The 15,205-nt window shown below is 45.3% G+C and carries 15 protein-coding genes; 8 read left to right on the top strand and 7 right to left on the bottom strand.

Features of this window, described 5'->3' with window-relative positions; genetic code table 11:
• Positions 1-105: 105 nt before the first annotated feature.
• The gene (locus DXD04_RS14455) at positions 106-1,845 is read right to left on the bottom strand and encodes a glutamine--tRNA ligase/YqeY domain fusion protein (protein ID WP_117673897.1); all 1,740 of its coding nucleotides are present in this window, start codon (positions 1,843-1,845) and stop codon (positions 106-108) included.
• A 457-nt stretch (positions 1,846-2,302) separates the two neighbouring features.
• Here DXD04_RS14455 and DXD04_RS14450 point away from each other — a divergent pair, with 457 nt between their 5' ends.
• The 4 genes from DXD04_RS14450 to DXD04_RS14435 all read left to right on the top strand — a co-directional run bounded on the left by DXD04_RS14450 (position 2,303) and on the right by DXD04_RS14435 (position 5,385).
• Positions 2,303-3,577, top strand: a complete 1,275-nt coding sequence (locus DXD04_RS14450; protein ID WP_117673896.1) for a replication-associated recombination protein A — start codon at positions 2,303-2,305, stop codon at positions 3,575-3,577.
• A gap of 29 nt (positions 3,578-3,606) precedes the next feature.
• Positions 3,607-4,566 (top strand): D-2-hydroxyacid dehydrogenase, encoded by a 960-nt coding sequence (locus DXD04_RS14445; RefSeq protein WP_117673895.1) that lies wholly within the window; start codon positions 3,607-3,609, stop codon positions 4,564-4,566.
• 14 nt (positions 4,567-4,580) lie between these two features.
• Complete coding sequence (locus tag DXD04_RS14440; protein ID WP_117673894.1) at positions 4,581-5,048, top strand: C-GCAxxG-C-C family protein; 468 nt, start codon at positions 4,581-4,583, stop codon at positions 5,046-5,048.
• A gap of 133 nt (positions 5,049-5,181) precedes the next feature.
• Positions 5,182-5,385, top strand: coding sequence for a winged helix-turn-helix domain-containing protein (locus DXD04_RS14435; RefSeq protein WP_022053671.1), 204 nt, complete (start codon positions 5,182-5,184; stop codon positions 5,383-5,385).
• Between the two features lie 73 nt (positions 5,386-5,458).
• Here the strand turns inward: DXD04_RS14435 and DXD04_RS14430 are convergent, their stop codons facing one another.
• Positions 5,459-6,379, bottom strand: a complete 921-nt coding sequence (locus DXD04_RS14430; protein ID WP_117673893.1) for a cation diffusion facilitator family transporter — start codon at positions 6,377-6,379, stop codon at positions 5,459-5,461.
• A 167-nt stretch (positions 6,380-6,546) separates the two neighbouring features.
• On the opposite strand from DXD04_RS14430, the gene DXD04_RS14425 reads away from it, so the two are divergent.
• Positions 6,547-6,753, top strand: a complete 207-nt coding sequence (locus tag DXD04_RS14425) for a hypothetical protein (protein WP_022053245.1) — start codon at positions 6,547-6,549, stop codon at positions 6,751-6,753.
• 159 nt (positions 6,754-6,912) lie between these two features.
• Positions 6,913-7,377, top strand: coding sequence for a MaoC family dehydratase (locus DXD04_RS14420; protein WP_117673892.1), 465 nt, complete (start codon positions 6,913-6,915; stop codon positions 7,375-7,377).
• A gap of 73 nt (positions 7,378-7,450) precedes the next feature.
• On the opposite strand, the gene DXD04_RS14415 is transcribed toward DXD04_RS14420, so the two are convergent.
• Genes DXD04_RS14415 through DXD04_RS14395 form a run of 5 tightly spaced genes read right to left on the bottom strand, consistent with a single transcriptional unit; the run spans position 7,451 to position 11,663 of the window.
• Positions 7,451-8,008, bottom strand: a complete 558-nt coding sequence (locus tag DXD04_RS14415) for a phosphatase PAP2 family protein (RefSeq protein WP_117673891.1) — start codon at positions 8,006-8,008, stop codon at positions 7,451-7,453.
• On the bottom strand, positions 8,005-8,382 hold the full coding sequence (locus DXD04_RS14410; RefSeq protein ID WP_117673890.1) for a diacylglycerol kinase family protein: 378 nt from the start codon (positions 8,380-8,382) through the stop codon (positions 8,005-8,007). The genes DXD04_RS14415 and DXD04_RS14410 overlap by 4 nt, the downstream gene beginning before the upstream one ends.
• Positions 8,383-8,390: 8 nt before the next feature.
• Positions 8,391-9,149 carry an exodeoxyribonuclease III gene (locus DXD04_RS14405; RefSeq protein ID WP_117673889.1) on the bottom strand — a complete coding sequence of 253 codons (759 nt, stop codon included), beginning with the start codon at positions 9,147-9,149 and terminating at the stop codon, positions 8,391-8,393.
• A gap of 5 nt (positions 9,150-9,154) precedes the next feature.
• Positions 9,155-9,862 carry a porin family protein gene (locus DXD04_RS14400; RefSeq protein WP_181977489.1) on the bottom strand — a complete coding sequence of 236 codons (708 nt, stop codon included), beginning with the start codon at positions 9,860-9,862 and terminating at the stop codon, positions 9,155-9,157.
• Position 9,863: 1 nt separating this feature from the next.
• A complete protein-coding gene (locus DXD04_RS14395) occupies positions 9,864-11,663 on the bottom strand; it encodes an amino acid ABC transporter substrate-binding protein (protein ID WP_117673887.1) in 1,800 nt (599 codons plus the stop codon).
• 199 nt (positions 11,664-11,862) lie between these two features.
• Here DXD04_RS14395 and uvrA point away from each other — a divergent pair, with 199 nt between their 5' ends.
• The gene (uvrA, locus tag DXD04_RS14390; RefSeq protein ID WP_117673886.1) at positions 11,863-14,700 is read left to right on the top strand and encodes an excinuclease ABC subunit UvrA; all 2,838 of its coding nucleotides are present in this window, start codon (positions 11,863-11,865) and stop codon (positions 14,698-14,700) included.
• Entirely contained in the window at positions 14,700-15,182 is a 483-nt protein-coding gene (ybaK, locus tag DXD04_RS14385) for a Cys-tRNA(Pro) deacylase (protein ID WP_007562878.1), read from the top strand. Before uvrA ends, ybaK begins: the two co-directional genes overlap by 1 nt.
• Positions 15,183-15,205: the final 23 nt, after the last annotated feature.

Here is a 15,205-nt window from a genome sequence, read left to right as displayed (position 1 = left end):
AAAGAAATGCCCTTGCGTTCTGAATCAAACACAAGGGCATTGTTTTATAAGTTCTTTAACTCCTTAAAATCAGTGTAATAAAGGAGTGCTTTTATCGCCTCACTTTTATTTGTTGATTTTACTCCATGTATCTTTCAATGATACGGTGCGGTTGAATACCAGGTGGTCAGGAGTAGAATCTTTGTCCACATTGAAGTAACCGATACGCTGGAACTGCAGATAGTCGAGCGGTTTGGCATCGGCCAGAAATTTTTCTACGTAGCATTCGTTCAGCACTTTCAATGAGTCCGGATTGATCATTTCCTGCATGGCTTCTAGCGGAGAGCATCCTTTGGCTTCACGTATAGCTGCCATTTCATCGCGCGGGTTTTCTACCTTCCACAAGCGGTCGTACAAACGTACTTCTGCTTTCAGGCAGTGGTTGCAGCTTACCCAGTGGAGCGTACCTTTCACCTTACGGTTAGCTTCCGGCATACCGCTCTTGGTGTTCGGGTCGTATTCTGCATACACTTCCACCACATTTCCGTTTTCGTCTTTCTTGCAACCCGTACATTTTACGATGTAAGCGTTTTTCAGACGAACTTCCTGTCCCGGAGTCATACGGAAATATTTCTTCGGTGCATCTTCCATGAAGTCATCGCGTTCCATCCACAATTCACGGCTGAACTCAATGGTATGTGTACCGGCGCTCAAATCTTCCGGATTGTTGATGGCTTCCATTTCTTCCACTTGTCCTTCCGGATAGTTGGTCAGAATCAGTTTTACCGGATTCAGTACGGCAGATACACGGGTAGAACGTGCGTTCAGGTCTTCACGAACGGCACTTTCCAGCAAAGCAAAGTCGTTCAGTGCATCGTATGTAGTATATCCGATTTTGTCAATGAATTTGCGGATAGACTCAGGAGAGTATCCACGACGGCGGAAACCGCAGATGGTCGGCATACGTGGGTCGTCCCATCCGTCTACCAGTCCTTCTTTTACCAGTGTCAGCAGGTTACGCTTGCTCATCAGTGTGTAGCTCAGGTTCAGTTTGTTGAACTCATACTGATGCGGACGGTTGTCGTCCAGGTCTTTTCCGTCTTTCACCCAGTCTACAAACAAATCGTAAAGCGGACGGTGTACCACGAATTCCAGTGTACACAATGAATGTGTTACTCCTTCAAAGAAGTCGCTCTGTCCGTGTGCGAAGTCATACATCGGGTAAGCCTTCCATTTGTCACCGGTACGGTGGTGAGGAGTTTTTACCACACGGTAGATAACCGGGTCGCGGAAGTGCATGTTCGGGTTGGCCATGTCAATCTTGGCACGCAGTACCATCTTGCCTTCTTCAATTTCTCCGGCATTCATTTTCTGGAACAGTTCCAGGCTTTCCTCAATCGGGCGGTTACGATAAGGACTTTCCGTTCCCGGCTGGGTAGGAGTACCTTTCTGGGCTGCAATTTCTTCCGAGGTCTGTTCGTCTACATACGCCTTTCCTTCTTTGATAAGACGGATAGCGAAGTCCCATAGTTGCTGGAAATAGTCGGAAGCATAATATTCATTTCCCCACTGGAAGCCCAGCCACTGGATGTCTTCCTTAATGGCTTCTACATATTCTACATCTTCTTTCGTCGGGTTTGTATCATCGAAACGCAGGTTACAGGTTCCTCCGTATCGCTGTGCGATTCCGAAGTCCAGACAAATGGCTTTTGCATGTCCGATGTGCAAGTATCCGTTAGGCTCTGGTGGGAAACGGGTTTGAATTCTTCCACCGTTTTTACCTTCCTGCAAGTCTTTCTCTACAATTTGCTCAATGAAATTCAGGCTTTTCTTTTCTGAATTTTCGGTTGTATTTATTTCTGTCATACGGAAACTTTTTGTTTTTTCTTTTAACTCTGCAAAAATAGTAAAAATAATCTCCTTATAGATAATTGGAAAGAATATTTCTTCGGAGCTACATCCTTTTACTTAAATTTGCTTATCTTTGTAGAGCGCGAAGATGCATCTTGTTAATAATGCCAAAGGAAAGACAATGAAAAAAAACGCAGAATGTGTTTTATGACATGTTTTTTTATTTGGTTACCTGAAAAAAAGGCCGCATCTTTGTGCCGTTATCCTGAAAACAATCTTTTTACCTTAAGAAAAAAAACTAATACCTATTGAAAACTTAAAAAGGCCCTTTGTGAAAAGCGCCTTTTTTTTGCCCTTACATTTGCATTTCAGTTGTGTTTCATCGTGTGATTTTTGTGTGTCGCCGCAGGTTTTCTTTGCGTGTATTCAGAAACTTTCCGTATCTTTGGGGGATATTAATTAAGGTAGAACTATGGCACAACCATTGGCTGAAAGAATGCGTCCGAAGACGCTGGATGAATATATTGGCCAGAAACATCTGGTGGGAGAAGGGGCCGTGTTGCGCAGGATGATTGAAGCGGGGCGGATTTCTTCGTTTATTTTGTGGGGACCGCCGGGAGTCGGAAAGACCACCCTGGCGCAGATTGTAGCGAACCGGCTGGAAGTTCCTTTTTATACACTGAGTGCGGTTACTTCGGGAGTGAAGGAAGTGCGTGAGGTGATAGAAAAGGCGAAGGCCAACCGTTTCTTTTCTCAGCAAAGTCCGATATTGTTTATTGATGAAATTCACCGTTTCAGTAAGTCACAGCAGGACTCATTGTTAGGAGCGGTCGAAACGGGGGTGGTGACGCTGATAGGTGCCACTACCGAGAATCCGTCGTTCGAGGTAATCCGGCCGTTGCTTTCCCGCTGCCAGTTGTATGTACTCAAGTCATTGGAAAAGGAGGATTTGCTTGAACTGCTTCATTTGGCCTTGACTAAAGACCCGATACTGAAAGAACGGCAGGTGGAGTTGAAGGACACGGATGCCATGTTGCGCTACTCCGGAGGAGATGCGCGTAAGTTGTTGAATATTCTGGAACTTGTGATAGAGGCAGATACTGCCAATCCGGTGATTATTACCGATGAAAAAGTGGTGTCAAGCTTGCAGCAGAATCCTTTGGCCTATGACAAGGAAGGCGAGATGCATTATGATATTGTTTCTGCTTTTATCAAATCCATTCGTGGCAGTGATCCCGATGGAGCCTTGTACTGGCTGGCCCGTATGGTAGAAGGAGGAGAAGATCCGGCATTTATAGCCCGTCGTCTGGTAATTTCTGCTTCAGAAGATATTGGTCTGGCCAATCCGAATGCACTGTTGCTGGCCAATGCGGCCTTTGAGGCAGTGATGAAAATAGGGTGGCCGGAAGGGCGTATTCCATTGGCTGAGGCTACGGTGTATCTGGCCACCAGTCCGAAAAGCAATTCGGCTTATGAAGGAATCAATTCGGCATTGGAGCTGGTACGGCAGACGGGAAACCTTCCGGTTCCGCTGCATTTGCGCAATGCACCTACCAAGCTTATGAAGCAATTGGGATATGGAAAGGACTATAAGTATGCGCATGCGTATAAGGGAAATTTTGTCAAGCAGGATTTCCTTCCGGAAGAGATTCGTACACAGCGTATCTGGCATGCACAGGATAATCCTTCCGAGCAGAAGCTGAAAGAGCGGATGGTGAGCCTGTGGGGTGATCGTTTTAAAGAATAATATGAATATATAGTTTTAAGAAGAAAGATATGAAGATTGTAATATTAGACGGATATACATTGAATCCGGGAGATTTGTCATGGGAACCTTTGAAGGAATTGGGGGAAGTGACCGTGTATGAACGTACGGCTCCGAAAGATGTTTGCAAAAGAGCAGAAGGAGCAGAAGTGGTGTTTACGAACAAAGTAGTGCTGGATGAGGCTGTGCTTGAAAAGCTTCCTTCACTGAAATATATAGGTGTGCTGGCTACAGGATATAATGTAGTGGATGTGGCTGCAGCCGCCCGAAAAGGAATTGTGGTGACAAACATTCCGGCTTACAGCACCAGCTCGGTGGCTCAGATGGCATTTGCACACATTCTGAATATTGTGCAGCGTGTGGGATATTATGCCCAGGAAGTAAGTAACGGAAAGTGGAGTCGTCAGGCTGATTTTTCTTTCTGGGATGCGCCGTTGCATGAACTTGATGGCAAAAAGATAGGTATTATCGGTTTTGGAAATACGGGACGGGCTACGGCACGTATCGCAGTCGGTTTTGGTCTGGATGTGTATGCTTATACCAGCAAGTCGGCCATGGAACTTCCGGCTGATGTACATAAGTGTCCTTCAATGGATGAATTGTTCCGTAAGTGTGATATCGTGAGTTTGCATTGTCCGTTGACGGAAACAACTCGTGAACTGGTGGATGCCCGTAAACTGGACTTGATGAAGCCGTCCGCTATTTTGATTAATACCGGTAGGGGAGGCTTGGTAAACGAGCAGGATTTGGCGGATGCACTGAACAGTGGCAAAATTGCTGCTGCGGGTTTGGATGTGCTTTCTTCTGAACCACCTCGTGCAGATAATCCGTTACTGAAAGCACGTAACTGTTTTATCACGCCACATCAGGCGTGGGCTACGAAAGAAGCGCGTGTTCGACTGATGCAGTTGGCCGTAAATAACCTGAAGGCTTTTCTGGAAGGTAAACCGGTAAATGTAGTCAACAACTAAAAGGAAAGGAAATCATGACGAAAGAAGAACGTATACAGAAAGCTGTTGCGCTGTTCAAGGAAGGATATAATTGCTCACAGTCAGTCGTTGGAGCTTATGCGGATATGTATGGTTTTACCTTCGAGCAGGCATTGCACATGGCTGCTTCGTTTGGAGGAGGTATCGGGCGCATGCGGGAGATATGCGGTGCGGCTTGCGGTATGTTTCTGCTGGCGGGTTTGGAACGCTGTGCAGTGGATGGGGCAGACAGGGAAGGAAAGGCTGCCAATTATAAATTGGTGCAGGAACTGGCTGAAAAGTTTAAGGAAGAATGCGGAACCATCCGTTGCAGCGAACTGTTGGGCTTGTCAAAGAAAGAACCTATTGTAGCTACACCCGATGCCCGGACCGCACAGTATTATGCCAAACGTCCGTGCGCACGAATGGTGGAAACGGCAGCAAGAATTTGGGGCGATTTCTTGGAAAATGAAGGGAAATTGTAATAAGAAGCTGTTTTTTAGGTTGTAAAATGAAAGTTTTCTCTTTTTTCTTCACGCCTTTTCTTGTTTTTTGTTAATTTTGCCGCAGTTTAATGCACGTCAAGTTTAGATGTATAATTATAAAAGCAAAAAGACTATGTTAAAAGAAAAAGCAGGTGTCATTGCCGGACAAATCTGGGAGGCACTGAATGAAACAGAAGGCAAAACTCAGAAACAGCTTAAGAAAGAAGCTAAATTGAAAGCAGACAAGGACTTGTTCCTGGGTTTAGGTTGGTTGTTGAGAGAAGACAAAATTGAGACAAGTGAAGTGGATGGAGAGTTATTCGTGAAACTGAAATAATTCTTAAAGAAAAATAGAAAAGTGCGCTGGTTGGAAGTTTTTTTCCGGTCAGCGCACTTTCTTTTTGTGGTGTTCAGGAGTGATAGCATCCTTTGGCTGTATCTTCACATTGCGAGCCTGGGGTTTCAAATTCGATGGTAGAATGGGTAATTCCGTGTTGGGATAACAGTTGTTTAAGTGCATGTTTGGTACATTCAATCTCATTCAGACTGGTAATTACCACGTGAAGGGTAGCGGCATTTTCAGTCGTACTGACAGCCCATACATGCAGGTGATGCCAGCTTTCCACTCCCTGTGTCTGACTGATTTCCTGCTCCAGTTTGTCGAGGTGAATGTGCTCAGGCACGGCATCCAGTGTAAGGTAGAGACTCTCTTTCAAGAGTTTCCAGGTAGAAATCAGGATAATGAGGGCTATGCCCATTCCGATGAACGCATCGAGTGCGTAATAATGGGTCAGGCTGATAAGGATGCCCGAGATAACTACCCCGACGGATACCAGTGTATCCATGGCCATGTGCAGAAAAGCTCCTTTGATGTTTAAGTCGTTTTTTCGTCGGCTCATCAGTAGCAGGGCGGTAGCTCCGTTCACTAATATGCCCGCTCCGGCAGTCCATGAGATGGCTTCACCGGAAACGGTGCCGGGGCTATATAATTTATAGATACTTTCAATCAGAATCCCTCCTACGGCAATGAGGAGTATGACGGCATTGGTCAGCGAGACAAGTATGGTACTTTTTTTATAGCCATAGGTGAAATGGCGATTTCCTTTTCGTGCCGCCATCCGGATGGCAAAGAGTGAAAGCAGTAAGCTGAATATATCACTCAGGTTATGTCCGGCGTCAGAGAGCAGGCCTAAGGAATGGTAGGAAAAACCAATGGCCGCTTCGGCTATTACGAACAACAGGTTCAGGATGATACATACGATGAGGGTGGTACTGACCGATTCGATGGCATGATGGCTGTGCGTGTGTGAATGAGAGTGTGAATGTGACATAGTTGTAGCTGTTTTATTATGAGGCGAATTTACCTCCTTTTTTGCTTTCTTGTATCAGTTATGTAATAATAACAACCGGGTTGCATAAATAGATGGGGATAATAGCGGTGTAGAGTGGGGATTCCATGAAAATATGTATCTTTGTGCAGATTAATAAAGTATAGGACATGAAAAAAATGTTGTGCCCGCAATGCAAAATTGCAGCGATGTATGTGAAAAATGAAGCAGGAGAGCGTCGGTTGGTATATGTGACTTCTGAAGGAGAAGTCGTACCGAAAAAAGAAGATGAATCGCTTGAAGGATTTGATTTGAACGAGGTCTTTTGTCTGGGGTGTTCCTGGCATGGAAATCCCAAACGATTAGTAAAGTATTAATTTCATTGTTGTTTAAGTAGTCAATTTAGCCGGAATCTGATGATTTGGCTATTTATCATGATTTTTAGGCTACTTTATTTTGATAAGAAAAAGAATCGAAATAAGAAAATATACTTATCTTTGTCTATATTTTATGCTTTTTAAAGAATAAGGATAATTATGGAGAAAGTTATTATTAACTCGTACGAAGAGTTCGAAAAATTGGTCGGCCAGCAGATTGGAGTATCAGAATGGCTTGAAATTCCGCAGGAACGCATCAACCAGTTTGCAGATGCTACATTGGATCACCAGTGGATTCATGTGGATGCAGAGCGTGCCAAAGCGGAAAGTCCTTACAAGAGTACAATTGTACACGGGTATCTTACCTTGTCTTTGTTACCTTATCTGTGGAATCAGATTATCGAGGTGAACAACTTGAAGATGATGGTGAATTATGGAATGGACAAGATGAAGTTCGGCCAGGCAGTATTGTCAGGTCAGAGTGTACGTCTGGTGGCTGATTTGCACTCATTGGTAAATCTGCGTGGAGTGGCAAAGGCAGAAATCAAATTCTCCATTGAAATTAAAGACCAGAAGAAGAAAGCGTTGGAAGGTATTGCTACTTTCTTGTATTATTTCAACTAATACGCAGCAAAGAATCTGTTCGGAAGTGGACGCAGCAGGAAATAGTTTGCTGCGTACATGCTTCCGGGATTATTCAGAATTTTAAAGAGGTATAGAATCCGCAATAACCGTCACCGGCTACGGGGCTGATGGCCAAATCATGTTTCTTGGCAAACGGACGGGTAAAAAGATAGGAGCTTCCTACTCCGATGGCCGCGCCGGCCGCTACATCCCACCAGTCATGTTTTTTTCCGTATACACGGCTCCAGCCTACATAAGTAGAGACTACATAGGCAGGAAGTCCCCATTTCCATCCGTAACGTCGCTGGATGAAAGAGGCAGCTGTAAAAGATACAGAGGTATGCATGGACGGAAATGAATGATTGTCGCTGTGGTCGGGACGTTCTTTTTTAACTGCATATTTCAATGCGTATGTAACTCCTAACGTGGTAATTCCAGCCAATGCGCCCTGTTTCAGTCCTTGCCAGTCTTTTTCAATAAGTATGGCTGTCAGTCCGGCTACGGGAAGCAGTACGGCACCCACATCGCCGGAAGTACGTACGGCTTTTCGGGGCTGGCTGATTTCAAGCTGTTGTGCCTGTAAAGACACGCTGAGGCAGAGTGCTGCCAAAAAAATCATGACAGGTTTCATGACAGGGTAAGAATTTTAGGAATGAATATTATTAATCCGACAATGGCTGCGCTGATAGCCAGAATCAATACGGCACCAGCTGCCAAATCCTTTGTACGCTTGATAGCTTCGTTGTATTCTGGTGAAACTAAATCGGCCAGTGCTTCAATGGAAGAATTGACTGCTTCTGCAGCCAATACGGAACCAATGGCAAACACGATGGCTATCCATTCAGTGGAAGAAAGTCCAATTAGCCATCCTGCCAGGGTTACACATACTGCGGCAAAACAATGAATCCAGGCATTGTGCTCGCGTGTAATCAGCAGACGGATACCGTTTCCAGCGAACTTAAAGCTCCGTAAACGCTTCCGTAAGGTAAATCCTTCATTTTTCATGCGGCAAATCAAATTTCAACGGTCACTTCCACGGGGCAATGGTCCGAGCCGAATATTTCCGTGTGAATCTTCGCTTCTTTCAGCTTATCGGCAAGGCTGGCTGAGGCCAAAAAGTAGTCAATACGCCACCCTGCATTCTTCTCGCGTGCCTTGAAACGGTAAGACCACCAGGAATAAATGTTGGTTTGCTCGGGATAGAAGTAACGGAAGGTATCGATGAATCCGGCATCTAACAGCAATTGAAATTTTTCACGTTCCTGGTCGGTAAAGCCCGCATTCATCCGGTTGGTTTTCGGATTCTTCAGGTCGATTTCCTTGTGAGCTACATTCAGGTCACCGCATATCAGTACGGGTTTGCTTTGGTCTAACTTCTGCAAGTAAGCGCGGAAATCATCATCCCAGGTCATGCGATAGTCCAGACGTTTCAGTCCATCCTGTGAATTCGGTGTGTAGACTGTTACCAGAAAGAATTTTTCCATCTCCAGTGTAATGACACGTCCTTCATGGTCGTGCTCATCAATTCCCAGACCGTAAGTTACTTGCAGGGGCTGGTGCTTGGTAAAGATGGCAGTACCGGAATATCCTTTCTTCTCGGCATAATTCCAGTAGGAAGTATAGCCTTCAAAAGAGAGGTCAAGCTGTCCTTCCTGCATCTTCGTCTCTTGCAGGCAGAAAAAATCAGCATCAAGTTGGGTAAATATGTCTCGGAAACCTTTGTCGCAGCAGGCACGCAGCCCGTTTACGTTCCAGGATATAAGTTTAATCATACAAATTATTTTTTCAAATCAAATAAATAAGTCAGACGTCCGCCAATGTAAGAATGGGCAGAACGTGAGAAATAATCTTTTTTACTGTTGTTGTAGAAATCGCTCAGACCGAAATAATAACGGGCTTCCAGAAGGAAATGACCGATACCTGTACGTATTTCCAAACCTCCTCCTCCTACGATTCCGTAGTCAAATTTTCGGTCGGCAAATTTTCCGTATTGTTCATCAGTCCCTTGCGGACGGTTGGTGATATCCCAGGTCGACGGGTCGCTGTAAAATTCTTTTTCGCCTAAAAGGAAGCCTACTTGCGGACCCAGGTTGATGATAAATCGGGCTCCATTTCCTTTGTCTTTCCCGAAAGCCAGATGGGCCAGCAGAGGGACTTCTATGTAGTTCATGGCACGGTGGTAGGTATTGTTACTTCCGTCTTCAATGACTTCCTTCCATCCTCGCTGGGAAAAGTTGATTTCTCCCTGTATACCACAAATCATTTTGAAGTATTTCTCAGAGATATAACGGACTGTAAGACCAAATTCCGGTGCAATGAAGTTCGTCTGCTTGATGCTGGGGGTGAAACTGACAGAGTTTAAGTTTACTCCTCCATTGATTCCCACGGATAGATTATGCCGTTCGTCTTGCAATTGGGCAAACAACGACAAGGGCAGCATGCAAAGCAGACAGCATATAAAAATCAGTTGTCGGTATCTTTTCATTTTATTCAAAATCAAGTTTGATCAATTCATAATTCTTGGTCAGATGAACAAAAAATACTTTCCGGTTGATAAAGCCACCCCAGTTGTTAACTCTCTCAAATTTGAATCCCGTCTGAATAGGGGTAACCGAAACTTTATCCAGATTTTCTTCGAATTTATTGCCTTGTTGTGACAAGCCCTTCAGGAAGAAATATCCCGTATCAAATCCCAGCATACCGTATTTGGGGAAAGTGTTCGCCATGTCTTTGCTATACCAGCGGCGGTAGCTTTGGGTGAACCGGACAGCTTCCGGGAACAGGTTGTTGGTATAGAACGATGAATAGAAATACGTATCCAGTTCATAGAAGCTGGCCAGATGTTCCTGTGTGTAAGTTTGCCATTCCGGATAACCGAACAGGTGCATGTCGAAATGCGGATGTGAACGTAATACATTAGTCAGCTGAGGAAGTATCCGGGTCAGTGCCGAACTACGTCCGGAAGTCGGAATAAAAATATTTTCCCTCAGTGTATCCATGGCTGCAATGATTCTTTCCGGAGCGATTTCGCTGCTTAGCTGAATCTGCTTGAAGTCTACACGGTTGTCTTTTAACTCGCTTTTCAGGCCATTGATGAATTCATTTTTTTCCTTGTCTCCATTAGCCGGATCGACAAATATGATGCGGGCCTTACTGAATTTACGGAGAAAATGGTCATACGCTTCTGAGTAAAAATAAGATTGCGGTGTGTTAATCTGATAGACCATCGGATTATTGAACACCTGGTCCACTTTCGGAGCAAAAGGAACGACCAGTCGTATTTTGTTACGCTCTGCAAAATTTGCCAGCGGTTCGATGTTTGAAGTATGGACAGGTCCGAAGATGATGTCCATATTCTTCATTTCCGGTTTGTTGAGAATGCTTGAAATAACATTGGTGCTGCCTTTCGTGTCGTAGGTATATAAATCAACCGAAACACCCTGACGTTTCAAACTGTCTACGGCAATCAGGAAGCCTTCGTAATATTCCACCATGCGGGTCTGCTCTTCAGGTTTGATACTTCCGGAAGCGGTAAACGGAAGCATCACGGCTGCCTGAATGGTTCGCAGAGATTTAGAAGCCGTTTTGCTTTGCTTGAACAGTTCTTCATTGGATGGTGTTTGATCCATTGTGGGAGTAGGTGTTGCTGCAGGCTGGCTGCTCTTAGGGTAAGGAATAAAGATGAACATACCTTTTTTCAGCTTCCCGTTTTTCAATTCCGGATTTAGCGCCAGCAAATCTTCTTGTGTGATGCCATATTCCTGACAGATGCTGAAGATAGTTTCCTTTCGTTCCACTTTATGCATTTCTTTCCATCCTTTCTGGGTAGTAGAAGGAGTGGAAGATTGAGCTGGAGCGAGGGGAGTGACCGGATCCGTCACACTTTCCGTAGGGATTGAGATTACCTGTCCCACGCGGAAATTGCTGGCACTCAGACCAGGGTTGGCATCGCAGATAGCCTGTGCGCTGATATTGTATTTCACCGTCAGCTGGTAAAGCGTTTCTCCAGCCTGTATAGTATGGAATCTTCCGTTCTTGCTGGAAGAAGAGGAGTTTGCCTGGGGAATTTTCAATGCTTCTCCTACCCGGATTTGCTTGTCGCTTCCCGGATTCAAACGTACAATGTCGTCAATGGACACATGGTACATGTTTGCAATGGAGTAAAGACTCTGTCCTCTGCTTACTGTATGTAGAAAATAATTGTTTCCGTTCTGTGCGAAGGTAGTTATTCCGGCGTTTCCTAAAGTCAAAGCCAGCGAAAGGCAAACTATCTGAAAGAATCTCATGGTTATTATGGATTTGTTGAGTGGCAAAAGTACAAAAAAAATTGCATTGTCGAATGAAAATGGAAAAGTAAATATCTCTATCTTTGATTCTCGAAGATAGGATGCGGCTCGGCATAGCCAAATCTGAAAACTTTGTTTTCCGTTTGTCTCTGTTCTCGCCTTTCACTATCTTTGCAAAGATATCATTGATGGATAATGTATGACTGAAGGAACAGAAACGATTTGTGTACAAGGAGCTCGGGTACACAACCTGAAAAATATAGATGTGGAAATCCCTCGTGACAGCTTGACGGTGATTACCGGATTGAGCGGAAGCGGAAAGTCTTCTCTGGCATTTGATACGCTGTTTGTAGAAGGGCAGCGCCGTTATATTGAAACTTTCTCTGCCTATGCCCGTAACTTTTTGGGAGGGATGGAACGGCCGGATGTGGATAAGATTACAGGATTGAGTCCGGTGATTTCCATCGAACAGAAGACGACGAACAAGAATCCACGTTCTACCGTGGGAACAACCACCGAGATTTATGATTATCTGCGACTGCTGTTTGCCCGTGCGGGTACGGCTTATTCCTATCTTTCGGGTGAGAAGATGGTGAAATATACCGAAGAACAGATTCTGGATTTGATACACCGTGATTATAAAGGAAAACGCATTTATATCCTGGCACCTCTGGTGCGTACGCGTAAAGGACATTACAAGGAATTGTTCGAGCAGGTACGTAAGAAGGGCTATCTCTATGTACGTGTAGATGGAGAAGTGAAGGAAATCGTACACGGCATGAAGCTGGACCGTTACAAGAATCATGACATAGAGGTGGTGATTGACAAGATAGTGGTCACGGAAAAGGAAGAAAGCCGCTTAAAGCAGAGCGTAGCTACAGCCATGCAGCAGGGTGACGGATTGTTGATGATACTGGATGCACAGACGGAAAGTGTGCGTCACTACAGCAAACGCCTGATGTGTCCGGTGACGGGACTTTCTTACAAGGAGCCGGCACCGCATAACTTCTCGTTCAACTCTCCGCAGGGGGCCTGCCCGCGTTGCAAGGGACTGGGATATGTCAACTTGATTGATGTGGACAAGGTGATTCCGGAGCGTTCGCTTTCGGTGTATGAAGGAGCTGTGGCTCCGTTAGGGAAATACAAGAACGTAATGATATTCTGGCAGTTGGAAGCGTTGCTTGAACGCTATGAAGCTACGTTGAAGACACCGGTGAGTGAGTTGCCGGAAGATGCCATCAATGAGATTCTGTATGGATGCGATGAGCGCTTGAAAATCAAGAGTACACTAATTCATGCCACTTCCGATTACTTTATTTTATACGAGGGCATCGTGAAATACATTCAGATGATGCAGGAAAAGGAAGCTTCTGCCACCGCACAGAAATGGGCGGAACAGTTTGCTAAGACGGATGTGTGTCCCGATTGTAAAGGAGCACGTCTGAACAAGGAAGCCTTGCATTTCCGCATCCACGACAAGAATATTTATGAACTGGCCACGATGGACATCAGTGAGTTGTATGACTGGGTGTGCCATGTGGAAGACTTTCTGGAAGACAAGCAACGTCTGATAGCAACGGAAATCCTGAAAGAAATACGTACCCGACTGAAATTCCTGCTGGATGTGGGACTGGACTATCTGTCGTTGAACCGTTCATCAGTCACACTTTCGGGAGGAGAAAGCCAGCGTATTCGTCTGGCCACGCAGATTGGTTCTCAGCTGGTGAATGTGTTGTATATTCTGGATGAACCCAGTATCGGACTGCATCAGCGTGACAATATCCGGTTGATTAACTCCTTGAAAGAACTGCGCGATTTGGGAAATACCGTTATCGTAGTGGAACATGACAAGGACATGATGCTGGCTGCGGATTACGTGGTGGATATGGGACCGAAAGCCGGTCGCTTGGGTGGTGAGGTCGTTTTCTCCGGTACACCGGAAGAAATGATAAAGACCAACACCCTGACATCGCAGTATCTGAATGGAAAAATGAGTATCGAGGTTCCGGCAGAACGAAGAAAGGGCAACGGGCATTCTCTCGTGTTGAAAGGGGCACGTGGAAATAACCTGAAAGGCGATGATGTGGAGTTTCCATTGGGAAAACTTATCTGTGTGACCGGAGTATCCGGCAGCGGAAAGTCTACTTTGATAAATGATACCCTGCAACCGATTCTTTCCCAGCACTTCTACCGTTCACTGCAAGATCCTTTGCCGTATGACAGCATTGAAGGGCTGGAATACATTGACAAGGTGGTGAACGTAGACCAGTCGCCCTTAGGAAGAACCCCGCGTTCGAATCCGGCTACCTATACCGGAGTCTTTTCCGACATACGTAACTTGTTTGTCGGTCTTCCGGAAGCCAAGATTCGCGGCTATAAGGCAGGTCGTTTCTCTTTCAACGTATCGGGTGGACGCTGTGAGGCATGTGGAGGAAACGGTTACAAGACCATTGAAATGAACTTCCTTCCCGATGTGCTGGTGCCGTGTGAGGTCTGTCACGGAAAGCGTTATAACCGTGAAACGTTGGAAGTGCGCTATAAAGGTAAATCCATTGCCGATGTGCTGGACATGACCATCAACCGGGCAGTGGAATTCTTTGAAAACGTGCCGCAGATACTGAACAAAATCAAGGTGCTGCAGGAGGTGGGATTAGGATACATCAAGTTGGGGCAGCCCTCTACTACTTTGTCGGGAGGAGAGAGTCAGCGTGTGAAACTGGCTACTGAACTGGCTAAAAGGGATACCGGAAAGACTATCTATATTTTGGATGAACCGACCACCGGACTGCATTTTGAAGACATTCGGGTACTGATGAACGTGTTGAACCGTCTGGTAGAAAAAGGAAATACCGTCATTGTCATAGAGCACAACCTGGATGTCATTAAGATGGCAGACTATATTATCGATATGGGACCGGAAGGCGGAAAGGCCGGAGGACAGTTGCTGGTGTGCGGTACACCGGAAGAAGTGGCCCAGTCGGGTAAAGGATATACATCCGGATTTTTAAAAGAAGAACTGAAAGGAGTAACAAAATAATGGCAAAAGACAAGATTGCAAAAACCAATGCGGCCCGTTTGCTGGACCGGGATAAGGTGAAATATGAACTGGTTCCTTACGAGGTAGATGAAAATGATTTAAGTTGCGTACACGTAGCCGCTACTTTAGGAGAGAACATTGAACAGGTATTCAAGACGTTGGTGCTTCAAGGAGATAAGTCGGGTTACTTTGTCTGTGTGATTCCCGGTGAGCACGAAATCGACCTGAAGCTGGCAGCCAAGATTTCAGGCAACAAGAAATGCGACCTGATACCGATGAAAGAACTGCTTCCGCTGACGGGATACATTCGTGGAGGATGCTCTCCGATAGGGATGAAGAAGCATTTCCCTACATATATTCATCACACATGCAATGATTTCCCTTATATATACGTAAGTGCAGGAGTGAGAGGCTTGCAGGTGAAACTGGCTCCGGCTGATTTAATCAAGGTGAGTCAGGCTGAAGTTTGTACTTTATTTTAACTTGATAGAAAAAGAATTTATAA

This window comes from Phocaeicola plebeius, from assembly GCF_003437535.1.
GTDB lineage: Bacteria > Bacteroidota > Bacteroidia > Bacteroidales > Bacteroidaceae > Phocaeicola > Phocaeicola plebeius_A.
Note: the sequence above shows the minus strand (reverse complement) of the source record. Positions and strands in the feature narration are given on the sequence as shown.